Annotated in this window: 22 protein-coding genes and 1 pseudogene; 15 read left to right on the forward strand and 8 right to left on the reverse strand. The window is 70.2% G+C overall.

The window, feature by feature from the left end; genetic code table 11:
• Positions 1-82 precede the first annotated feature (82 nt).
• Positions 83-688, reverse strand: a complete 606-nt coding sequence (locus AQI94_RS12000; RefSeq protein ID WP_062229723.1) for a TIGR03086 family metal-binding protein — start codon at positions 686-688, stop codon at positions 83-85.
• A 75-nt stretch (positions 689-763) separates the two neighbouring features.
• Here AQI94_RS12000 and AQI94_RS12005 point away from each other — a divergent pair, with 75 nt between their 5' ends.
• Together AQI94_RS12005 and AQI94_RS12010 are read left to right on the forward strand one after the other, a co-directional pair.
• Positions 764-1,579, forward strand: a complete 816-nt coding sequence (locus AQI94_RS12005; RefSeq protein WP_062229713.1) for a helix-turn-helix domain-containing protein — start codon at positions 764-766, stop codon at positions 1,577-1,579.
• A gap of 96 nt (positions 1,580-1,675) precedes the next feature.
• Positions 1,676-2,014: pseudogene (locus tag AQI94_RS12010) on the forward strand (DoxX family protein).
• Positions 2,015-2,142: 128 nt separating this feature from the next.
• Here the strand turns inward: AQI94_RS12010 and AQI94_RS12015 are convergent.
• Positions 2,143-3,030: an NADP-dependent oxidoreductase gene (locus AQI94_RS12015; protein WP_031057095.1), complete on the reverse strand. Its 888-nt coding sequence runs from the start codon at positions 3,028-3,030 to the stop codon at positions 2,143-2,145.
• Positions 3,031-3,155: 125 nt separating this feature from the next.
• Here AQI94_RS12015 and AQI94_RS12020 point away from each other — a divergent pair, with 125 nt between their 5' ends.
• Positions 3,156-3,557, forward strand: a complete 402-nt coding sequence (locus tag AQI94_RS12020; protein ID WP_031057094.1) for a winged helix-turn-helix transcriptional regulator — start codon at positions 3,156-3,158, stop codon at positions 3,555-3,557.
• 5 nt (positions 3,558-3,562) lie between these two features.
• Here the strand turns inward: AQI94_RS12020 and AQI94_RS12025 are convergent, their stop codons facing one another.
• Complete coding sequence (locus AQI94_RS12025; RefSeq protein WP_031057091.1) at positions 3,563-4,036, reverse strand: hypothetical protein; 474 nt, start codon at positions 4,034-4,036, stop codon at positions 3,563-3,565.
• Between the two features lie 130 nt (positions 4,037-4,166).
• On the opposite strand from AQI94_RS12025, the gene AQI94_RS12030 reads away from it, so the two are divergent.
• From AQI94_RS12030 to AQI94_RS46220, 3 genes are all read left to right on the forward strand, one after another.
• Positions 4,167-4,502: a YnfA family protein gene (locus AQI94_RS12030; protein WP_031057089.1), complete on the forward strand. Its 336-nt coding sequence runs from the start codon at positions 4,167-4,169 to the stop codon at positions 4,500-4,502.
• 129 nt (positions 4,503-4,631) lie between these two features.
• Positions 4,632-5,408: an SDR family NAD(P)-dependent oxidoreductase gene (locus tag AQI94_RS12035; protein ID WP_031057087.1), complete on the forward strand. Its 777-nt coding sequence runs from the start codon at positions 4,632-4,634 to the stop codon at positions 5,406-5,408.
• On the forward strand, positions 5,405-5,539 hold the full coding sequence (locus AQI94_RS46220; RefSeq protein ID WP_263973301.1) for a hypothetical protein: 135 nt from the start codon (positions 5,405-5,407) through the stop codon (positions 5,537-5,539). The genes AQI94_RS12035 and AQI94_RS46220 overlap by 4 nt, the downstream gene beginning before the upstream one ends.
• A gap of 7 nt (positions 5,540-5,546) precedes the next feature.
• Here the strand turns inward: AQI94_RS46220 and AQI94_RS12040 are convergent, their stop codons facing one another.
• On the reverse strand, positions 5,547-6,740 hold the full coding sequence (locus tag AQI94_RS12040) for an RtcB family protein (protein ID WP_031057084.1): 1,194 nt from the start codon (positions 6,738-6,740) through the stop codon (positions 5,547-5,549).
• A gap of 205 nt (positions 6,741-6,945) precedes the next feature.
• On the opposite strand from AQI94_RS12040, the gene AQI94_RS12045 reads away from it, so the two are divergent.
• From AQI94_RS12045 to AQI94_RS12055, 3 genes are all read left to right on the forward strand, one after another.
• Positions 6,946-7,761, forward strand: a complete 816-nt coding sequence (locus tag AQI94_RS12045; protein ID WP_031057083.1) for a hypothetical protein — start codon at positions 6,946-6,948, stop codon at positions 7,759-7,761.
• A gap of 118 nt (positions 7,762-7,879) precedes the next feature.
• Positions 7,880-8,788 (forward strand): DUF3558 domain-containing protein, encoded by a 909-nt coding sequence (locus tag AQI94_RS12050; RefSeq protein WP_199814387.1) that lies wholly within the window; start codon positions 7,880-7,882, stop codon positions 8,786-8,788.
• 104 nt (positions 8,789-8,892) lie between these two features.
• Positions 8,893-10,146 carry a DUF2637 domain-containing protein gene (locus AQI94_RS12055; protein WP_199814386.1) on the forward strand — a complete coding sequence of 418 codons (1,254 nt, stop codon included), beginning with the start codon at positions 8,893-8,895 and terminating at the stop codon, positions 10,144-10,146.
• Positions 10,147-10,205: 59 nt separating this feature from the next.
• Here AQI94_RS12055 and lysS read toward each other — a convergent pair whose 3' ends face one another.
• Positions 10,206-11,945, reverse strand: a complete 1,740-nt coding sequence (gene lysS / locus AQI94_RS12060) for a lysine--tRNA ligase (RefSeq protein WP_031057076.1) — start codon at positions 11,943-11,945, stop codon at positions 10,206-10,208.
• A 142-nt stretch (positions 11,946-12,087) separates the two neighbouring features.
• Here lysS and argS point away from each other — a divergent pair, with 142 nt between their 5' ends.
• The 5 genes from argS (at position 12,088) to AQI94_RS12085 (ending at position 16,987) form a co-directional block, all read left to right on the forward strand.
• Positions 12,088-13,845 carry an arginine--tRNA ligase gene (argS, locus tag AQI94_RS12065; RefSeq protein WP_031057074.1) on the forward strand — a complete coding sequence of 586 codons (1,758 nt, stop codon included), beginning with the start codon at positions 12,088-12,090 and terminating at the stop codon, positions 13,843-13,845.
• Between the two features lie 82 nt (positions 13,846-13,927).
• Positions 13,928-14,752 (forward strand): DUF4253 domain-containing protein, encoded by an 825-nt coding sequence (locus tag AQI94_RS12070; protein WP_031057072.1) that lies wholly within the window; start codon positions 13,928-13,930, stop codon positions 14,750-14,752.
• Between the two features lie 152 nt (positions 14,753-14,904).
• Entirely contained in the window at positions 14,905-15,231 is a 327-nt protein-coding gene (locus AQI94_RS12075; RefSeq protein WP_031057068.1) for a hypothetical protein, read from the forward strand.
• Positions 15,231-16,487 (forward strand): putative T7SS-secreted protein, encoded by a 1,257-nt coding sequence (locus AQI94_RS12080; protein ID WP_031057067.1) that lies wholly within the window; start codon positions 15,231-15,233, stop codon positions 16,485-16,487. The genes AQI94_RS12075 and AQI94_RS12080 overlap by 1 nt, the downstream gene beginning before the upstream one ends.
• Positions 16,484-16,987 carry a hypothetical protein gene (locus AQI94_RS12085; RefSeq protein WP_031057065.1) on the forward strand — a complete coding sequence of 168 codons (504 nt, stop codon included), beginning with the start codon at positions 16,484-16,486 and terminating at the stop codon, positions 16,985-16,987. The genes AQI94_RS12080 and AQI94_RS12085 overlap by 4 nt, the downstream gene beginning before the upstream one ends.
• A gap of 37 nt (positions 16,988-17,024) precedes the next feature.
• Here AQI94_RS12085 and AQI94_RS12090 read toward each other — a convergent pair whose 3' ends face one another.
• Positions 17,025-17,927, reverse strand: coding sequence for an SAM-dependent methyltransferase (locus tag AQI94_RS12090; protein ID WP_031057064.1), 903 nt, complete (start codon positions 17,925-17,927; stop codon positions 17,025-17,027).
• A gap of 236 nt (positions 17,928-18,163) precedes the next feature.
• Here AQI94_RS12090 and AQI94_RS12095 point away from each other — a divergent pair, with 236 nt between their 5' ends.
• Positions 18,164-18,346 carry a hypothetical protein gene (locus AQI94_RS12095; protein ID WP_031057060.1) on the forward strand — a complete coding sequence of 61 codons (183 nt, stop codon included), beginning with the start codon at positions 18,164-18,166 and terminating at the stop codon, positions 18,344-18,346.
• A 29-nt stretch (positions 18,347-18,375) separates the two neighbouring features.
• Here the strand turns inward: AQI94_RS12095 and AQI94_RS12100 are convergent, their stop codons facing one another.
• Both AQI94_RS12100 and hemB read right to left on the reverse strand, forming a co-directional pair.
• Positions 18,376-18,735 carry a DUF805 domain-containing protein gene (locus tag AQI94_RS12100; protein ID WP_031057055.1) on the reverse strand — a complete coding sequence of 120 codons (360 nt, stop codon included), beginning with the start codon at positions 18,733-18,735 and terminating at the stop codon, positions 18,376-18,378.
• A 291-nt stretch (positions 18,736-19,026) separates the two neighbouring features.
• Entirely contained in the window at positions 19,027-20,019 is a 993-nt protein-coding gene (hemB, locus tag AQI94_RS12105; RefSeq protein WP_031057054.1) for a porphobilinogen synthase, read from the reverse strand.
• Positions 20,020-20,046: the final 27 nt, after the last annotated feature.

A 20,046-nucleotide genomic window follows, 5' to 3' on the forward strand; every position in this document is an offset into this window, starting at 1 on the left:
CCGCCCCCCCCTCAGGGGCGCGGGGAACTGCGCGACCAGCCCCCCGCCGCCCCGCAGCCGACCGACACCCGCACCCACCCCTTCAGCGGCCGTCACCCCACCCCGGATCCCGACCCGTCCGCCCCAGCAACCGCTCGAATTCCGACGCCTCGACGGACACCGCCACCGGCTCCCCGAACACCCCCATCTGCCGGGCCGTCGGAGCGAGCTGGGCCACCGCACCCCTCAGCTCCTCCACCACCGGCGCGTCGGCCTCCCCGTAGACCTGACCCGTGGACCGCGCCAGGTCCCACACATGCACGGTCAGGTCGAGCAGCGCCATCGAGCCGACCAGCCGCGCCGGCATGTCCATCGCCCCGGTCGTGCCCTCCTCGGCACCGGGCGCGGACCAGGCCGACACCAGCCGGTCCGCCTCCGCCGCGAACCGCTCACGCCAGTCCGGCCCCTCGGCCACCCGGTCGGCGGCGGCCTGTCCGAAGTCCGACGGCTCCTTCGCCGCCAGCCGCTGGAACTGCACGATCACCTGGAAGAGGTGATTGACGAGCTCCTTCACGTCGTACTCCGCGCAGGGCGTGGCGGCCCCGAGAGCCGTGTCCTCGATCCCCCGGACCACCGGAACCGCCCGCTCCCGCGCCATCCCCAGCAGCTCACCGATGCCGTACGTCTTCTTCGCCGCGTTCGTGTCCATGCCCCGACCGTACGAAGCCCGCCGCCCGCCCTTCTTGAAGAAACGCGACACCCGACCCGGACGTACGATCCCCTCATGGCCGCCCCCCGCCGCGACACCCGCGGGATCGTCGACCCGGCCGGGCTGCTGACCCGGGTGCGGTTCCGCCGCCACGAGCCCGCCGAGCCGCTGCGCCGGTACGTCGAGCGGTACTGGTTCATCGACTGGGACCTGCCCGAGCCCTACGTCTCCCACGTCGTCCCGCACCCGTCCGTCCACCTCACCTTCCAGCAGGACGAGGGGTCCCCCTACGCGGAGCTGACCGGCATCCCCGGCGGCCTCTACACCAGGAAGCTCACCGGCCGGGGCCGGGTCTGCGGGGTGAAGTTCCGCCCGGGCGGCTTCCGGCCGTACGCCCCCGACCACCCGGTCTCCCACTGGACGGGCCGGGTACTGCCCGCCCGGGAGGTGTTCCCGCAGGCCACCCCCGCCGCCGCCCGCTCCGTGCTGACCCCCGCCACCGACGAGGCCCGCGTCGCCGCCCTCGACGCCTTCCTCCTCCCCCTCGCCCCCGCCGCCCCCGACCCGCAGGCCGACCTCGCCACCGCCCTGGTCGACCGCGTCCACGAGGACCGCACCGCCCGCCGCGTCGACGACCTCGCCCGCACGGCGGGACTCTCGGTCCGCGCGCTGCAACGGCTCTTCTCCGCCTACGTCGGTGTGAGCCCCAAGTGGGTCATCCTGCGCTACCGCATCCACGAGGCCCTGGAACGCGCCGGCACCCGCGGCGAGGTCGACTGGGCCGCCCTGGCCGTCGGCCTCGGCTATGCCGACCAGGCCCATCTGGTCCGGGACTTCACCGCGACGGTGGGGGTCCCGCCGACGGCGTACGCCCAGGCGGCCGCGGGCTGAAGCGGCCCGGAAAAAAACCGGCCGGGCTGTCACACTCCCGCTCCGCCCCGGGTCAACCCCGTGAAACCGATGACCCGGAGCTCGAAGGAGCCACTCATGTCCGTCGCCCACACCGTCGTCACCCTGCTCGCCGCCGCCATGGCGGGCTACTCCGGCACCGTCGTCCTCACCCGCGCCGACTGGATCGTCAAGGCCCTCACCGACTACGGCGTCCCCCGCACGTGGTGGAACCTGCTCGGCGCGGCCAAGATCGCCGGTGCGCTGGGCCTCCTGGCCGGCTTCTTCGTGCCGTAAGTCGGCCTCGCGGCCGGCATCGGCCTGGTCCTCTACTTCACCGGAGCCGCCGTGACCGTGGCCCGCGCCCACTGGTACAGCCACATCCCGTTCCCGCTGGTCTACGCGGCCCCCGTGGTCGCGGCCCTGGCGCTGGGCTGAGACCGCCACGGGACCGTCCGGCGGGCCGGTTGCCAGGGCCTGTCGTTTGGATCAGGCCGGCCGTGAGGTGCGGTGCTTTTCTGCCGACTCCAGACCCCGCGACGCCGGGCTGATCCAAACGCCAGGCCCTAGGGCACCAGCACGAGCCGCCCCCGTATGCCGCCCTCCTCCAGCCGGGCGTGCGCCTTGGACACCGCGTCCAGGGCGTACGTCTCGGCCACCCGCAGCGTCAGCGCTCCCTCGTCCACCAGCCCCGCCAGCTCGGCGAGCCGCGCCCCGTCCGCGCCCACCGAGACGGACACCGTCCGCACCCCGCGCACCGACGCCGGATGCGCCCCGGGCCGTACACCGACATAGGCGCCCCCGTCCCGCACCCGCTCCAGCACCGCCTCACCGAGCACCGCCGTGTCCAGCACGGCGTCGAAGGTCCCGGCAGCGGCGGTGGTCGTGAACTGCGCGGCCCCCAGGGACCGTACGAACTCCTCGTCCGCCTCCCGGGCCAGCCCGGTCACCGACACCCCCTGGCGCGCGGCGAGTTGCACGGCGAACCCACCGACCGCCCCCGCCGCCCCCGTCACCAGCAACGACTGTCCCTCGGTCAACTCCAGCAGATCCAGGGCCTGTACGGCGGTCAGCGCGTTCAGCGGCAGCGTCGCCGCGTGCACCGCGTCGACCGTCACCGGCGCCTTGGCCACCGCGTCCGTGTCGACGACGACGTACTCGGCGTGCGTGCCCAGCGCCTTGGCCACACCGCCGTGCAGCGCCACCACCTCGTCCCCGACGCTCCACACCGTCCCGACGCCCACCGCGTCCACGGTCCCCGCGACATCCCAGCCGAGCCCGACCCGCTTGCCCGCCCCGCCGAAGAAACCGGCCCGCACCCCCAGGTCCACCGGGTTCAGCGCGGCCCCGGCGACCTTGATCCGCACCTGCCGGGCCCCCGGCTCGGGCAGCTCGCTCTCCACGACCTCCACGGCCTCGGGTCCGCCGAAGGTCCTCACCACCGCTGCACGCATGACTGACAACTCCCTGTTCGTCACTGTTCGCGGCGGTATCCCCGCCGCTGCAGCAACCCTAGGAAGAGCTACTATCCATTGGTAAGTAGTTACCTGAAGGTGCCTACATACCCCGGAGGTGAGCCATGCCGACCCTGACGGCGGCCCAGCGGCGCGAGCAGGCACGCGTCGAGTACGACGCGTTCATCAAGGGCTGCCCCACCAACCAGCTCCTGGACCGGCTCAGCGACAAGTGGGTCAGCCTCGTCGTCGCGGCCCTCTCCAACGGCCCCATGCGCTACAGCGACCTCAGCCGCAAAATCGCCGGTGTCAGCCCCAAGATGCTCACCCAGACCCTGCGCGCCCTGGAACGCGACGGCATCCTGACGCGCACGGTCACCCCCTCGGTCCCGGTCCGCGTCGACTACGCCCTCACCCCCCTGGGCAGCAGCCTGGCCGGCCTGCTCACCGCGGTGAAGGCGTGGGCGGAGACCCACATCGAGGAAGTCCACGAGGCCCGCGAGCGCTACGACGGCACCCCCGGCTAGCGCCGTCAGAAGTAGTACTCGTCGCCGCTGTCCAGCACCAGCACGCGCTGCCGGTCGTTCTCCCGGTTCCGGTCCACCGTCCCCCCGTTCCACACCGTGTCGATCTCCAGCAGCACCTCCGACGGCGCCCCCCGCAGCAGCACCCGCATCGCGACCCGCTCCCCCACCCCGTCCGCCGCAAGTGCCCCCACCCGGCACAGCACCACCCGCTCCGCCGACCGCGCACAGCCCTCGGGCAGCGTCTGCTCGTTCACCAGCGGCTCGGACCACTGCAGCCGAACGGTCGCGTCCGGCACCGCGGCAGGCCCGTGATTGCGCGGGGTGAACCGCACGTCCACCCGCCCCCCGGCCATGGACGCGGCCCCGTGATACGCCAGATCCGCCTCGGGCCCGGGCGCCCCGGCCACCGCCGTACCACCCCCGCCCGCCACCATCGCGGCCACCGCACCCGCCACCGCACACACCCGCAGACCCCGCATGCCACCCACTCCTCGCTCCAGCCGCCCGAACCGCCGCGGTCGCAGGGATGTATCCCACGTACGGCGAACCGCAGGCGCCCTCCAACAGGTGACACGGGTCCCGGCGAACCGGCGTGCGAAGCTGGACCCCATGCCCGTAGCCCGCTCCGTCGCCCTCTTCGTCGTGGCCGCCCTCTTCGAGATCGGGGGCGCCTGGCTGGTCTGGCAGGGCGTACGGGAGCACCGCGGCTGGATGTGGACCGCGGGCGGCGTCCTCGCCCTCGGCGCCTACGGCTTCGTCGCCACCTTCCAGCCCGACGCCCACTTCGGGCGCATCCTCGCCGCGTACGGCGGCATCTTCGTGGCCGGCTCGATCCTGTGGGGCATGGCGGCGGACGGCTACCGCCCCGACCGCTGGGACCTCGCGGGCGCGCTGATCTGCCTCGCGGGCATGGCGGTGATCATGTACGCCCCGCGGGGCGACTGAGCGGCCGTACGCAGGTCGTCGCCGCGTGCGGTCATGGGCCGGCTCCGCGATCCGGACCGCCCGGAGCCCCCGACCGCGGCCGACCTATCCTGGCGGGAGCCCGTACCCCCGCCCGCACGAGGAGCAGCCATGGCATCCGCCGCCCCGTCCCCCGCGTCCCGGATCGCGATCGTCACCGGGGCGAGCAGCGGAATCGGCGCGGCGACCGCACGGCAGCTCGCCGCGGCCGGCTACCGCGTCGTGCTCACCGCCCGCCGCAAGGACCGCATCGAGGCGCTCGCGGAGGAGATCAACACGGCCGGCCACCAGGCGACGGCCTACCAGCTGGACGTGACGGACCGCGCGGCCGTCGACGAGTTCGCGACGGCCTTCAAGACGGTCGGCGTCCTCGTCAACAACGCCGGCGGAGCCCTCGGCGCCGACCCCGTCGCCACCGGCGACCCCGCCGACTGGCGCACCATGTACGAGACCAACGTCATCGGCACCCTGAACCTCACCCAGGCCCTGCTGCCCAAGCTCGACGCGAGCGGCGACGGCACGATCGTCGTCGTCTCCTCGACCGCCGGCCACGGCACCTACGAGGGCGGCGGAGGCTATGTCGCCGCCAAGCACGGCGCCCACGTCCTCGCCGAGACCCTGCGCCTGGAGATCGTCGGCCGCCCCGTCCGCGTGATCGAGATCGCGCCCGGCATGGTCAAGACCGACGAGTTCGCCCTGACCCGCTTCGGCGGCGACCAGGAGAAGGCGGAGAAGGTCTACCAGGGCGTCGCCGAACCCCTGACGGCGGACGACGTGGCGGACACCATCACCTGGGCGGTCACCCGCCCCAGCCACGTCAACGTCGACCTCCTGGTCCTGCGCCCCCGCGCCCAAGCCTCCAACAGCAAGGTCCACCGAGACCTGTGACCCCGGACCGCAAGGACCCCAAGGACCCCCACGACGAACGCCACATGTGGTGGTGGCTCGCCTACTTCCTCTTCGGCATCCACATCGTGGCGTTCGTCATGATCTACGCGGTGACGCACGCCCCGAAGTGAGAGCGGCTCAGCCCTTCACGCACACGACCTGCTTCAGCTTCGCCACAACCTCCACCAAGTCCCGCTGCTGGTCGATGACCTGGTCGATCGACTTGTAGGCGCCCGGGATCTCGTCCACGACGCCGGAGTCCTTGCGGCACTCCACGCCCCGCGTCTGCTCCTCCAGGTCCCTGGTCGAGAAGCGCCGCTTGGCCGCGTTGCGGCTCATGCGCCGACCGGCGCCGTGCGAGGCCGAGTTGAAGGCCTTCTCGTTGCCGAGACCCTTCACGATGTACGACCCCGTCCCCATGGAGCCGGGGATGATGCCGTACTCGCCGGAACCGGCCCGGATCGCGCCCTTGCGGGTCACGAGCAGGTCCATCCCGTCGTAGCGCTCCTCGGCCACGTAGTTGTGGTGTGCGCTGATCTCCGGCTCGAAGGTCGGCCTGGCCTTCTTGAACTCCTTGCGGACCACGTCCTTGAGGAGCGCCATCATGATCGTGCGGTTGTACCTGGCGTACTCCTGCGCCCAGAACAGGTCGTTGCGGTACGCCTCCATCTGGGGAGTCCGCGCGATGAAGACGGCCAGGTCGCGGTCGACCAGCCCCTGGTTGTGCGGGAGTTTCTGGGCGACACCTATATGGAACTCGGCGAGTTCCTTGCCGATGTTGCGGGAGCCGGAGTGCAGCATCAGCCAAACGGAACCGGTCGTATCCGTGCACACCTCGACAAAGTGGTTGCCGGATCCAAGCGTTCCCATCTGCTTTCCAGCGCGTTCGTGACGGAATTTGACCGCCTCCGCAACCCCCTCGAACCGCCCCCAGAAGTCGTCCCACCCGCCGGTCGCCAGCCCGTGGAACCGCCCCGGCTCGACGGGACTGTCATGCATCCCGCGGCCCACCGGAATGGCCTGCTCGATCTTCGACCGCAGCCGGGACAGGTCGCCGGGCAGGTCGTTGGCCGTCAGCGAGGTCCTCACCGCCGACATCCCGCAGCCGATGTCCACGCCCACCGCGGCCGGGCACACCGCACCCTGCATCGCGATGACGGACCCGACCGTCGCGCCCTTGCCGTAGTGCACGTCCGGCATCACGGCGAGGCCCTTGATCCACGGCAGGGTCGCGACATTGCGCAGCTGCTGCAGGGCCACGTCCTCGACGGTCGCCGGGTCGGTCCACATACGGATCGGGACCTTGGCGCCCGGCATCTCCACGTACGACATATCGCCCTCATTCCCCCGTAAAGCCAACAGAAGTCTCATATCGCAAAACCGGCGCCAAGGTCGACGTATGGGATGACGGACCGGCGTTCACGGCAGTGCGTGCGATACACATTGTCTGCAGGGGACGTCCCCGTGCGGCAAGCGAATAACCTGCGGGGACACTGAGATCCCCACGAGCCGGAGACATTCCGAGAGGAGCCCCACCGTGCAGCGGAAGGCCTACGTACCCGGCGTCGCCGCCCTCCTCGCGGCGCTGCTGGCCGGCTGCACCGGCAGCTCCGGCGGCGACGGCACCACGGACGACGCCAACCCGGGCGACGCCGGCACCGCCTCCGTCGCCGCCCAGCCCGGCAAGTACCGCACCCTTCCCGAGGCCTGCGGGGTGGTCGGGCAGAGCACCCTCGACACGCTCCTGCCCGGCATCCAGCAGATCGCCGACGCGGATCAGCGCGCCCGGGCCTACGAGGGCGAGGCCACGCTCACCTACGACACCGACCGCAAGGTCGGCTGCCGTTGGAAGGTGGAGGCCACGGACGCCACCGAGTACCTCTCGGTCGACTTCGAGCGTGTGGTGTCGTACGACAACGCGGTCAGCGACGACAGCCAGGCGCAGCAGCTCTTCGCGCAGACCGAGGAGAAGGCCGATCTGCCGCCGGCGGCGACGGCCGGTGCCACCTCGGACGTGACGGGGAGCGGGTCCGCGAGCCCCACCTCCTCTCCCACGGCCACCGCGAGCGGTTCCGCGAGTCCGAGCGGCTCGGCGTCGGCCACCCCGGCCGATGTCCAGCCCCGCGTTCTGGACGATCTGGGCGACGAGGCCTTCCTGGACGACGCGTTGGGCGGCTCGGGTTCGACGGCCCAGCAGCGCAAGGTGACTGTGGCGTTCCGCACGTCCAACGTGATCGTGACCATCGAGTACGAGGAGCAGCCGACGACGATCGGCGTCACGCCGGACAGCAAGGAAATGCAGGACAACGCCCGGAAACTGGCCTCCCAGCTGGCCGGGTCGCTGTCCGGCTGAGCGCTCTGCACACACCCCTCACTCATGCGCACAAGGCATTCGAAGCTGGACCGCACGGCATCCTCACCGCGTACCGTGGCCCCTCGGACCCGATCCGACGGCAGGAACCACAAGCGTCATGAGTGAAGGAACCATGCAGCGACGAGCAGAGCGTGACCAGGGTGTTCAGCAAGTGAAGCGTCTTCACCGCGTCCTTGTCTGCGCGGCCGCAGTCCCGGTGATGCTGATCGCCGCCGGCTGCTCCTCCGACTCCGGCGACTCCGGCTCCGGCAGCGGTGGCGACAAGGCCGCGGGCGCCGGTGCGACGGTGCCGGCCTCCCCGAGCGCGTCGCCCACCGTGCAGGCGGCGGCGTACAAGTCGCTTCCGGAGTCGTGCGGGGTGTTGTCCTCGAAGACCCTGAAGTCGCTGGTGCCCAAGGCCGCGAAGTCCGGCAAGAAGGGCACGTCGGAGGCTGGTACGCGCGGCAGTTGCTCCTGGAGCAGCCTCGACAACAACGGGGTCAAGGGCTCCCAGTTCCGCTGGCTGAACGTCTCGCTGCTGCGTTTCGAGTCGGACACCTCGCGCGGTACGGGCGAGGCGCAGGCGGCGAAGTACTACGAGCAGCAGATCCAGGACGCCCAGTCGGTGGCGGGTGCGAAGAACGCCAAGTCGCAGGCGGTCTCCGGGACGGGTGACGCGGCGACGCTGGTGCGTTACGACCTGAAGAAGAAGGAAGGCGCCTTCAAGCAGCAGACGGTCGTCACGCGCGTGGAGAACGTCGTGGTCACGGTCGACTACAACGGCGCAGGTCTGGCCGGGGACAAGGCGCCGAGCTCGGACGGCCTCGCGAAGCTCGCGGAGCAGGCCGCCAAGGAGGCGGTGTCCTCGGTGTCGGCGGCGAACGGTGAGGGTGCGGCGAGCGCGGCTCCCTCGCAGTCCGCGTCGGGTTCGAAGGCCCCGTCGAAGTCCGCGTCCCCGTCGAAGTCGGCCACGGGGTCGGCGTCGAAGTCGGCATCTCCGTCCAAGTCGGCCGCGAAGAAGAGCTGAAGTAGAACTGACGGCACGTACCGGCCATCCGTGCGCAGCACATATGTGCCACTCTGGTGCGCGCAACAACACGTACAGGGAGGGGAGTACGGGTGTCCGCGCCCATGCAGCTGACTCGAATGCACCGCGTTCTCATAGGCGTGGTCGTGTTCGGTGCCGTGATCATCGCCGGCATCGGCTTCGCGGGGTCCTACGCGGCCGTCCGTGAACTCGCCCTCCAGAAGGGCTTCGGGAACTTCAGTTACGTCTTCCCGATCGGTATCGACGCGGGTATCTGTGTCCTGCTGGCCCTGGACCTGCTTCTGACGTGGATCCGTATCCCGTTCCCGCTGCTGCGGCAGACGGCGTGGCTGCTGACGGCCGCCACGATCGCCTTCAACGGCGCGGCGGCCTGGCCGGATCCGCTCGGTGTGGGCATGCACGCGGTGATCCCGATCCTGTTCGTGGTGTCGGTGGAGGCGGCCCGGCACGCGATCGGCCGGATCGCGGACATCACGGCGGACAAGCACATGGAGGGAGTCCGCCTCACCCGCTGGCTGCTCTCCCCTATCCCGACGTTCCTCCTGTGGCGCCGCATGAAGCTGTGGGAGCTGCGCTCCTACGAGCAGGTCATCAAGCTCGAACAGGACCGTCTGGTCTACCAGGCCCGTCTCCACTCCCGCTTCGGCCGGGCCTGGCGCAGGAAGGCGCCGGTGGAGTCGCTGATGCCGCTCCGCCTGGCCCGGTACGGGGTTCCGCTGGCGGAGACGGCTCCGGCGGGTCTGGCGGCGGCGGGCATCGAGCCGGTGCTGCTGCCTCCGGCTCCGGAGCACGCCGAACTCCCCGCGGCCGCCCGTGCCGTGGCCGCGGACAGTCGTCCCGCGGTGGCGGCTCCCGTCCCGCCGCAGTCCGTCCCCCAGCCTGAGCCGGAGCCCGACCCCGACCAGAGCCCGTGGTTCGAGACCCCCAAGCAGGTCGAGTACCAGGGCGGCTACAACCCCGACTACGACCCCGCGGAGCAGTACAACCGCTGGTACGAGGAGCAGTTGGAAGCCGAGCAGTACGAGCTCCAGCAGATCCAGTACGAGGAGCCCTCCGGGGAACCCTCGATGGAGGAGACCGGCAGCTTCCCCATCCCCGTGACCACGGGCCGCACCCGCGAGCTGGGTGAAGGCGGCGGCCCGCCCGAGCCGACGGAGGAAGACTTCTACCAGGTCTTCAAGAAGTCGATAGACGGCAGCTACCCCTCCCCCGGCCAGCTCAGGGGCGACGTGGAGGCGACGTACGGCGTCGTGCTCTCCCAGCGTGACGCCGAGCGCATGGTGAACCGCTTCACGAACCGCCACACGGCGGAGCTCCAGGAAGACCACATCGCCTGAGCGACCCGGACATGAGAAGGGGCCCTCCGCACCGGAGGGCCCCTCTTCCGTGCCGCCTGTTACTCCCCGAGCAGCGCCCGGACCCGCTGCTGGCCGACGGCCAGCAGCAGCGTGGGCAGCCGGGGCCCGGTGTCCCGGGAGACCAGGAGCCGGTACAGCAGGGCGAAGAACGTCCGCTGGGCGGTCTTGATCTCGGCCGGCAGCTCCTTGGGCGTGGCGTCCGCGGAGAACCCGGCCTGCACCTTGGGCACGCCGTACACGAGGTGCGTGAGCCCGTCGAGCGACCAGTGCGAGGCGAGTCCGTCGAGCAGCAGCCGCAGCGACTGCTGGGAGGCCTCGTCGAGGGACTTCAGCAGCTCGGCGTCGGGCTCGTCGCGCACGATGGTCCGCTGGTCGGCCGGCACCTGGGTGTTGATCCAGGCCTCGGCCTTGTCGTACCGGGGCCGGGCCTCGTCCAGGGCCGACAGCGGGTTGTCGGGGTCCAGTTCGCTGAGGATCCGCAGCGCCTGGTCCTCGTGCCCGGCGGTGATGTCGGCGACGGACGCGAGCGTCCGGTACGGCAGCACGCGCGCCGTCCGGGGCAGCTCGCCGGCGGCTGTACCCACCGCACGCGCGTGTGCGGCGACGTCGGCCGGCAGGGCAGCCCCCTCGGCGACCTTGGCGTCCAGCTTGTCCCACTCGTCGTAGAGCCGCTGGATCTCCTGGTCGAAGGCGATCTTGAAGGACTGGTTGGGCCTGCGGCGGGCGTAGAGCCAGCGCAGCAGCTGCGGCTCCATGATCTTCAGGGCGTCACCGGGCGTGGGCACCCCGCCCCGCGACGACGACATCTTCGCCATCCCGGAGATCCCCACGAAGGCGTACATGGGCCCGATCGGCTGCTTGCCGCCGAAGATCCCGACGATCTGCCCGCCGACCTGGAAGGACGACCCCGGGGACGAGTGGTCGACGCCGCTCGGCTCGAAGACGACACCCTCGTAGGCCCACCGCATCGGCCAGTCGACCTTCCAGACCAGCTTGCCGCGGTTGAACTCGTTGAGCCGGACGGTCTCGGAGAACCCGCAGGCGTTGCAGGTGTACGACAGCTCGGTGGTGCCGTCGTCGTAGGAGGTGACGGTGGTGAGGTCCTTCTCGCAGTTGCCGCAGTAGGGCTTGTACGGGAAGTAGCCGGCGGAGCCGGAGGACCCGTCGTCCTCGGCGGCCGCGCCGGACCCCTCGGCGGCCTCGACCTCGGCCTCGTCGAGCGGCTTCTGCTGCTTCTTCGCCGGGGCCTTCTTGGTCCGGTACTGGTTGAGGATCGCGTCGATGTCCGCGCGGTGCGCCATGGCGTGCAGCACCTGGTCCCGGTAGACCCCGGAGGTGTACTGCGCGGTCTGGCTGATCCCGTCGAACTCGACACCGAGCTCGCCGAGCGCGTCGACCATGGCGGCCTTGAAGTGCTCGGCCCAGTTCGGGTGGGCGGACCCCTTCGGGGCGGGCACGGAGGTCAGCGGCTTGCCGATGTGCTCGGCCCACGACTCGTCGACCCCGGCGACGCCGGCCGGCACCTTGCGGTACCGGTCGTAGTCGTCCCAGGAGATCAGGTGCCGTACCCGGAGGCCCCGGCGCCGGATCTCGTCCGCGACGAGGTGCGGGGTCATGACCTCGCGGAGGTTCCCGAGGTGGATCGGTCCCGAGGGCGACAGCCCGGACGCGACGACGACCGGTTTGCCCGGGGCCCGACGCTCCGACTCCTCGATGACCTCATCCGCGAAACGGGAGACCCAGTCGGTGGTCTCAGCGCTCTGACCCACGATCGGCACGTCCTCTTTGACTGAAGTTACTGAAGGCTTGATGGACGCCCCCATTCTCCCAGACGGCCCCGCACCGGAGAAAACCGCTTTACCCCCCATGGGATACTGACGGTGTCTATCTGATCCCCCGAGGAGAACGGCACCCACTCCCATGGCCCCGGTCACGTCCCTCAGCGACTCCGTCAACCAGCAGCTCGGCTCCGCGATCTCCGCCACCCTGCCGGAGGCCTCCGCGGACCCACTGCTGCGACGCAGCGACCGGGCCGACTTCCAGGCGAACGGCATCCTGGCGCTCGCCAAGAAGGCCAAGGTGAACCCGCGGGACCTGGCCACGCAGGTCGTCTCCCGGATCGTCACCGGTGACGTGATCAAGGACGTCGAGGTGTCCGGCCCCGGGTTCCTGAACATCACGGTCACGGACCGGGCGATCACGGACAACCTCGCCGCCCGCTACGCCGACGAGACGGGCCGCCTCGGCGTGCCGCACGCCGCCGACCCGGGCATCACGGTCGTCGACTACGCCCAGCCCAACGTGGCGAAGGAGATGCACGTCGGCCACCTGCGTTCCGCCGTCATCGGCGACGCGCTGCGCGCGATGCTCGACTTCACCGGCGAGAAGACGATCGGCCGGCACCACATCGGCGACTGGGGCACCCAGTTCGGCATGCTGATCCAGTACCTGGTCGAGAACCCCGGCGAGCTGGCCCCCGCGGCCGACGTCGACGGCGAGCAGGCCATGTCGAACCTGAACCGGGTGTACAAGGCGTCCCGGATGGTCTTCGACTCGGACGAGGAGTTCAAGGAGCGCGCCCGGAAGCGGGTGGTCGCCCTCCAGTCCGGTGACAAGGAGACCCTGGACCTCTGGCAGCAGTTCGTGGACGAGTCGAAGGTCTACTTCTACTCGGTCTTCGAGAAGCTGGACATGGAGATCCGCGACGACGAGATCGTCGGCGAGTCGGCGTACAACGAGGGCATGCCCGAGACCGCCCGCCTCCTGGAGGAGATGGGGGTGGCGGTCCGCTCCGAGGGCGCGCTGGTCGTCTTCTTCGACGAGATCCGCGGCAAGGACGACCAGCCGGTGCCACTGATCGTGCAGAAGGCGGACGGCGGCTTCGGCTACGCGGCCTCCGACCTGACGGCGATCCGCAACCGCGTCACCGACCTGCACGCGACGTCCCTCCTCTACGTGGTGGACGTGCGTCAGTCCCTCCACTTCAAGATGGTCTTCGAGGCGGCCCGCCGCGCGGGCTGGCTGACCGACGAGGTCACCGCCCACAACATGGGCTACGGCACGGTCCTCGGCGCGGACGGCAAGCCGTTCAAGACGCGTGAGGGCGAGACGGTACGGCTGGAGGACCTGCTGGACGAGGCGGTGCAGCGGGCCGCCGAGGTCGTCCGGGAGAAGGCGCAGGACCTCACCGAGGACGAGATCCAGGAGCGGGCCACGCAGGTGGGCATCGGCGCGGTGAAGTACGCCGACCTGTCCACGTCCCCCAGCCGGGACTACAAGTTCGACCTGGACCAGATGGTCTCGCTGAACGGTGACACGTCCGTGTACCTCCAGTACGCGTACGCCCGTATCCAGTCGATCCTCCGCAAGGCGGGAGAGGTACGGCCGACCGCCCACCCGGAGCTCGAACTGACGGAGCCGGAGCGGGCGTTGGGCCTGCACCTGGACGCATTCGGCACCACGGTCTTCGAGGCGGCCGCGGAGTACGCCCCGCACAAGCTGGCGGCGTACCTGTACCAGCTGGCCTCGCTGTACACGTCCTTCTACGACAAGTGCCCGGTCCTCAAGGCCGACACCCCGCCCCAGGTCGAGAACCGCCTGTTCCTGTGCGACCTGACAGCCCGCACCCTCCACCAGGGCATGGCCCTGCTGGGCATCAGGACACCCGAGAAGCTCTGACGGCCTGCACCTGCTCCTGACCCTCACCACCGCTCCCCTGCAGCGACCGCCATTGTCAGTGGCTCCCCCTACAGTCACTGACATGGCGACTCTTCCCAACCCGCTGCCCACCCTCGCGGCAGACCCGAGCGGGCGTTCGCTCGGTCTCGGGCTCCCGCTCGGGCGACTGATCGACATGACCGACGAGGGCCCCTGGCACGAGCCGTTGCTGTGGCATGCCGAGTACGCGGCGGCGTCCGGGGCCTGGACCGCGCTGGGCGCTCAGGCCGCGCGGACCGGGCTGCTGCCCGTGCTGATGGACGTCGGCGGTACGCAAGGCGGGCCGGACGAGTGGGAGTTGATGCCCGGGGAGATGTCGTACCCCGGGGACCACGACCCCGAGGAACTGCTCGCGGAGTACTGGGCGTACGCGATCGAGGAGCCCGACGACCTCGACGAGACGATCGCCCCCTACGACGAGACCTGGCCCGGCCCGGCCCCGGCCCCCGGGGCCCTGAGCGTCGACCCGGACCGCCGGGCCGCCGAGACGGCCGACGCGCTCCTCGACGAGGGCTCGTGGTTCAAGGAGCCGCGTCTCGCCCTGGTCCCGGCCCGCCGCAGCGCCGACATCCCGGCGGCCATCGGCTGGACGGGCCCGCTGAACTACGAGAACGACGTGGCCCGCCTCTGCGCGGTCCTGCGCTCCTGGGAGGACCGCTTCGGCATACGCGTCATCGCGCTCACCTTCGACCAGTTGGTGCTGTCCGTCGCCGCCCCGCCCACGACGAAGGACGAGGCGGAGGCCGTCGCCGCCGAGCACTTCGCGCTCTGCCCGGACAACATCACCCAGGGAGACCACGAGACCCTGCGCGAGTACGCCGAGCACGCGGTGCTGGGGCAGCGGGTCTGGTCCTTCTGGTGGGACTGACCGGCCCCGGGAAGCCCGGGACGGCCAAGGCAAATCAGAGGTCTCCCAAGAGCAAATTCCCTTTCAAGTCACACTGTCTCATTTCGGCGCGCTGCGACCGCCGCTAAACTCCCTTCTCGTTTGCGGTCCTTAACAGGGGGAGGGCGCTCAGCATGCCGGACGGCTTCTCCGTGGACCTCGGCGCACTGCGCGAGGCCGCCTCCGGGATCAGCACCACGCTGGACGCGATGGCCACCAAGAAGGTGAGCGACATCGACGCTCCCAAGGGCGACTTCGGGCACGACGAACTGGCCTCCGCGATCGTCGACTTCACCGACCGGTGGAACATCGGTGTCTCGCACCTGGCCTCCGACGGCGCCGAGGTCTCCGACCGGCTGAACCGCTGCGTCAAGAACTACGAGGCGGCCGAGGATCACATCCAGCTCTCCACCGAGGGCATTCTCCGGTCCCCGTCCGGAACAGACCCGGGGGCGTCCTGATGGCACAGCTCGGAGAGACCTCGGATCCCCGCGAGCTCGTCCCCGGCTCACCGGACTCCCTGATCACGACAGCTCAGTCCCTGCTCGCCTACGGCGACGTCCTCGTCGAGGCCGGCGAGGGACTGGCGAAGATCGACACCGAGGACGGCTGGCGGGGCACCGCAGGTGACGCCTTCCGGGACCGTTTCCACGGCCAGCCCGCCCGATGGACCGAGGCGGGCAACGAGTTCCACACCGCGGCGAACGCCCTGTACGACTACGCCCACACCCTGCGCGCGGCCCAGCAGCGCGCCGCCGAGGCCATCACCCGGTACGCGCGCGGCGAGGCCGCCACCACCAACGCCAAGAACGCCCACGACCGGCAGGTCACCGAGGCGCGTGGAAAAGGGGACACCACCGAGATCCCGTTCAACGATCCCGGTGAAGCGGACCGTGCCGCCGCCCGCGCGGACCTCGACACCGCCCGCGGCAATGTGGACACCGCCGGACACACCGCGGCCGCGCTGGTGCGGAAGGCCACCGAGTCCGCCCCGGAGCGCCCGGGGTTCTGGTCCAAGGTCGGCGACTTCCTCGGCGATGTGGGGGACGGGCTGGTGGACGGCGGCAAGACCGTCGTCAACGACCTCGCCTCCTTCGGCAACGCCATGATCCAGCACCCCGGCGACAGCGCGGCGATGCTCGGCGGCATGCTCCTGGCCGGCGTCAGCGCCGGCGGCGAAGGTCTCGGGGTCGCCCTGGACGCCACCGGAGTCGGTGCCATCGCCGGCGTACCCCTCAACGTCGTGTCCGCCGCCGGGATCACCGCGGGTGTCGGTCTGGCCGGCGCAGGGGCCGTGGACCTCGCCCAGCACGCCACGAGCGACTCCCAGGTCGAACCCCTCCGGATGAACAGCGAGGGCTCCGGCACCGGCGGCTCCTCCCAACAGCCGGCCTCCGACCTGATCAAGAACGGCCAGAAGTACGAGGGCACTGGTTCCGGCTCTGGCCGCGGAGGCCTCAAACTTCCGAAGGAGAACGGTCCGAAGAACGGGACCATGTACAAGACCGATCCGCAGACGGGCAAGGTGACCAGCTACTCCACCTACGATTCCGAAGGTCGCGCCTTGAAGCGAGTGGACCTGGAGGGGGCCTCGCACAACGGGGTAGAGACACCACATGTCGTAGAAATGGTGCACAATACCAACCCCAAGACCGGGCAAGTCTTTGTGGGTGAGTCGAAGGACGTGCGCACCGCGTTCCCCTGGGAGATCCCGTGAGCAGCATCAAACCGTCGTGGTCCGAGCGCGAGCTGCCGGCCTTCTTCAAAAAGTGGCGGACCGATTGGAAGAACGAGGATCTCGACCCGGACAACTACCTCGACTTCGAGGGCGGCCTTCGGTTCGTCCTGGCCGCGGCCTGGCTTTTCTGCCCCGAGACGGTGGAGTACCGCGGTGGTGTGTTCCTCAAGGAGCGCTTCCGCCAGAGCACGGTCGACGACTGGTTCACCAAGCTGGGCGAGGACCGGAATCGGATTGAAGTCGTCGTCAATCACGTCGAGTTGTGGGGCACCTTCAACAACACTCCCCTGACGGACGACGACCACCTCGGGGAGGAACTGCCCCAACTCGCCCTGGCGCTCGGGGAGTGCTGGCAGGGAATCCTCTCCTCGCGCTACCCGGATCGCGAGATCACCGTCGAGGTGAGCGACGAGGAGGACGGCTCCTACGGTCCGACCGTGACCTTCTGGACCTCCCCGTCCGCCACGCCCTTCGGCTAGGGCCTGTCGTTGCCCCCACCGACCCGCACCCACCCGCTCACGCCTTGCTGCCGGTCGCCCCGTAGACGTTGATGTCGTCGTCCGTGACGTCGTTGATGTCGCGGTAGCGGATCTTCTCGATGTCGTCGAGGGACTCGAAGTCCTCGGCGTCGATGGCGGGCGGCGCGGGCGCGGGCCCGGGGTGCCACAGATGCGCGGGCACCACCCCGGGCTCGTCCAGCGAGACCCCGGGCACCTCGGTGAAGAACCGCTCCACCTCGCTCCTGGACCGGAACACGAAGGTGAACCCGCGCTCGGTGTAGGTCCGCTGGACCGCGCGGGCGGGCCCGGGATGCATCTCGTCGGTCAGATGGCTGAGCACGATCCGGCTCCCCGCGGGCAGGGCCGCCACGAGTTCGCGCACGATCGGATAGGCCTCGTCGTCCTCGACGAAGTGCAGGATGGCGACCAGGCACAGCGCGATCGGCTGGTCGAAGTCCAGGGTCCTGGCGGCCTGTTCGAGGATCTGCGCGGGGCTCTTGAAGTCGGCGTCGATGTAGTCCGTACGCCCCTCGGGGCCGCTGGTGAGCAGCGCGCGGGCGTGGGCCAGCACCACGGGGTCGTTGTCGACGTACACGACCCGGGCGTCGGGCCGGATCCGCTGGGCGATCTGGTGGACGTTCTCCGCGGTGGGCAGCCCGGTGCCGATGTCGAGGAACTGCCGGATGCCGTCCCGCGCGGTCAGGCGGTCGACGGCCCGGCGCATGAAGTCGCGGTTGTGGCGTACGTCGAGGTAGCCGCGGGGGTTGGCGGCGAGCGCGGCGGCGGCCGCCTCGCGGTCGGCGGGGTAGTTGTCCTTGCCGCCGAGGAAGACGTCGTAGACGCGGGCCGGATGTGCCTTGGTGGTGTCGATCCTCCTGGCCAGTTCGGCCGGGTCCTGGCTCAGCGCGTCACCGGACATGGGCATCTCCCCTGTGAATGTGTCGGTCCTACGACGGACCACCACCGCGATGGTCAAGAACCTAACTCCCCGGGCGACTTGATGGTGCCCGGTGTCCGGGGACGCCCCGTCCCGCATCCCGCGGAGGGGACTCGGGACATCACATCCGCACAGGTCAACACGGATCCTGGTACGGGGCCGTCCCGAATTCCCCGCCAGGTCTGGCGTACGCCCGGGCTCCCCAGCAGCCTGATCCCATGCCCAGCCGACCCCACACCCCCCGCAGGCCCCCCGCGACCGCCCTCGCGCTTCTCGCCCTCCTCGCGCTCGCCACGCTGACGGGCTGCAACGACGGCCAGGGCGTACGCGACGAGGGCCCGGCCGCCGACAGGGCGGCCGCCGTCACCCCCGTGGAGAACCAGAAGGCCGCCCGGTACTGACCGGGCGGCCTCGGAGCTGAGCTACGGCATCACACGTGCGCCGGGGCGAAGCCCTTCGGGTTCGGGCCGTACTTGTTCTCGCCCGGCTCACCGTCGAGGCAGGTGAAGACGAGGAGGGTGATGCCGCCGGCGAGCGGGACCAGACCGAACAGGACCCACCAGCCGCTGCGGCCGGTGTCGTGCAGGCGGCGCACGAGGACGGCGAGGCTGGGGAGCAGGATGGCGACGTAGAAGACGATCGGGATCCAGGCCTGCTTGGCCACGACGCCGATGACGGCCAGCACGATGTAGATGATCGTGACGAACAGGGTGTACATCCAGTATTCCTTGCGGCGCGCGCGGCCGCTGAACACGGCGTACTTCTTCAGTACATCGAGGAAGTAGTTCATCGTGGTGTCCCCCAGGGATCGACGTTCGGAACTGTTCCGAATGGATCAGGCCAGGCGCAGAAGATATGGAGGATGTCGAGAACTCGTCAATTCGACGGATGTAAGCGGTTCATCAAGACGCGGACCTGTCAAACCATGACAATACAGCCACCGCAAGAAGCGGATTCCGGACAGAACGTCAGAAGATCACCGCGGCTGGCAGGTCCCGTTGTCCGGACGTTGGCCGGAACGAGCTCCGCCCGTATCCGGACCGAGCTCGAACCGTTGCCGTGACACGCCGTCGGCGGCTCGTCAGCCGAGCTTCTGCGCCACCTCGGTGGCCCAGTAGGTGAGGATGTTCTGTGCCCCGGCCCGCTTGATTCCGGTCAGTGTCTCCAGGATCGCGCGGTCCCGGTCGATCCAGCCCTTCTCGGCGGCGGCCTCGATCATCGAGTACTCACCGGAGATCTGATAGGCGGCGACCGGCACGTCCACGGCGTCGGCGACCCGGGCGAGGACGTCGAGGTAGGGCCCGGCCGGCTTGACCATCACCATGTCGGCGCCCTCCTCCAGATCGAGGGCGAGCTCCCGCAGCGACTCCCGCACGTTCGCCGGATCCTGCTGGTAGGTCTTGCGGTCACCCTGCAACGAGGAGGCGACGGCCTCCCGGAAGGGCCCGTAGAAGGCGGAGGCATACTTGGCCGTGTACGCCAGAATGGCCACGTCCTCCCGGCCGATCTGGTCGAGCGCGTCCCGGATGACTCCGACCTGCCCGTCCATCATCCCGCTGGGCCCCACGACGTGGGCGCCCGCGTCGGCCTGCACCTGGGCCATCTCGGCGTACCGCTCAAGGGTGGCGTCGTTGTCGACCCGTCCCTCGGCGTCCAGCACCCCGCAGTGCCCGTGGTCGACGGTCTCGTCGAGACACAGGTCGGACATCACGAGCAGGTCGTCCCCGACCTCGGCCCGCACGTCCCGGATGGCCACCTGCAGAATCCCGTCGGGATCGGTGCCCGGCGTCCCCACAGCGTCCTTCTTCGACTCCTCCGGCACCCCGAAGAGCATGATCCCGGAGACTCCGGCCGCCACGGCCTCCGCGGCCGCCTTCTTCAGACTGTCCCGCGTGTGCTGCACGACCCCGGGCATCGCCGAGATCGGCACGGGCTCACTCGCCCCCTCCAGCACGAACGCCGGAAGGATGAAGTCAGCGGGGTGCAGCCGGGTCTCGGCGACCATGCGGCGCATGACGGGGTTCGTCCGCAGCCGCCGGGGCCGCGTGCCGGGAAAGGATCCGTACGTCGACATACACCTAAGCTACGCCCGCCCCGAGGG

The organism is Streptomyces pseudovenezuelae (assembly GCF_001513955.1).
Lineage (GTDB): Bacteria > Actinomycetota > Actinomycetes > Streptomycetales > Streptomycetaceae > Streptomyces > Streptomyces pseudovenezuelae.

Bases quoted from the DNA above. Each gene is read 5' to 3' on its own strand.
- AQI94_RS12000 (WP_062229723.1), bottom strand. From the start codon at position 688: ATGGACACGAACGCGGCGAAGAAGACGTACGGCATCGGTGAGCTGCTG.
- AQI94_RS12005 (WP_062229713.1), top strand. From the start codon at position 764: ATGGCCGCCCCCCGCCGCGACACCCGCGGGATCGTCGACCCGGCCGGG.
- AQI94_RS12015 (WP_031057095.1), bottom strand. From the start codon at position 3,030: ATGCGTGCAGCGGTGGTGAGGACCTTCGGCGGACCCGAGGCCGTGGAG.
- AQI94_RS12020 (WP_031057094.1), top strand. From the start codon at position 3,156: ATGCCGACCCTGACGGCGGCCCAGCGGCGCGAGCAGGCACGCGTCGAG.
- AQI94_RS12025 (WP_031057091.1), bottom strand. From the start codon at position 4,036: ATGCGGGGTCTGCGGGTGTGTGCGGTGGCGGGTGCGGTGGCCGCGATG.
- AQI94_RS12030 (WP_031057089.1), top strand. From the start codon at position 4,167: ATGCCCGTAGCCCGCTCCGTCGCCCTCTTCGTCGTGGCCGCCCTCTTC.
- AQI94_RS12035 (WP_031057087.1), top strand. From the start codon at position 4,632: ATGGCATCCGCCGCCCCGTCCCCCGCGTCCCGGATCGCGATCGTCACC.
- AQI94_RS12040 (WP_031057084.1), bottom strand. From the start codon at position 6,740: ATGTCGTACGTGGAGATGCCGGGCGCCAAGGTCCCGATCCGTATGTGG.
- AQI94_RS12050 (WP_199814387.1), top strand. From the start codon at position 7,880: ATGAGTGAAGGAACCATGCAGCGACGAGCAGAGCGTGACCAGGGTGTT.
- AQI94_RS12055 (WP_199814386.1), top strand. From the start codon at position 8,893: ATGCAGCTGACTCGAATGCACCGCGTTCTCATAGGCGTGGTCGTGTTC.
- argS (WP_031057074.1), top strand. From the start codon at position 12,088: ATGGCCCCGGTCACGTCCCTCAGCGACTCCGTCAACCAGCAGCTCGGC.
- AQI94_RS12070 (WP_031057072.1), top strand. From the start codon at position 13,928: ATGGCGACTCTTCCCAACCCGCTGCCCACCCTCGCGGCAGACCCGAGC.
- AQI94_RS12075 (WP_031057068.1), top strand. From the start codon at position 14,905: ATGCCGGACGGCTTCTCCGTGGACCTCGGCGCACTGCGCGAGGCCGCC.
- AQI94_RS12080 (WP_031057067.1), top strand. From the start codon at position 15,231: ATGGCACAGCTCGGAGAGACCTCGGATCCCCGCGAGCTCGTCCCCGGC.
- AQI94_RS12090 (WP_031057064.1), bottom strand. From the start codon at position 17,927: ATGTCCGGTGACGCGCTGAGCCAGGACCCGGCCGAACTGGCCAGGAGG.
- AQI94_RS12095 (WP_031057060.1), top strand. From the start codon at position 18,164: ATGCCCAGCCGACCCCACACCCCCCGCAGGCCCCCCGCGACCGCCCTC.
- AQI94_RS12100 (WP_031057055.1), bottom strand. From the start codon at position 18,735: ATGAACTACTTCCTCGATGTACTGAAGAAGTACGCCGTGTTCAGCGGC.
- hemB (WP_031057054.1), bottom strand. From the start codon at position 20,019: ATGTCGACGTACGGATCCTTTCCCGGCACGCGGCCCCGGCGGCTGCGG.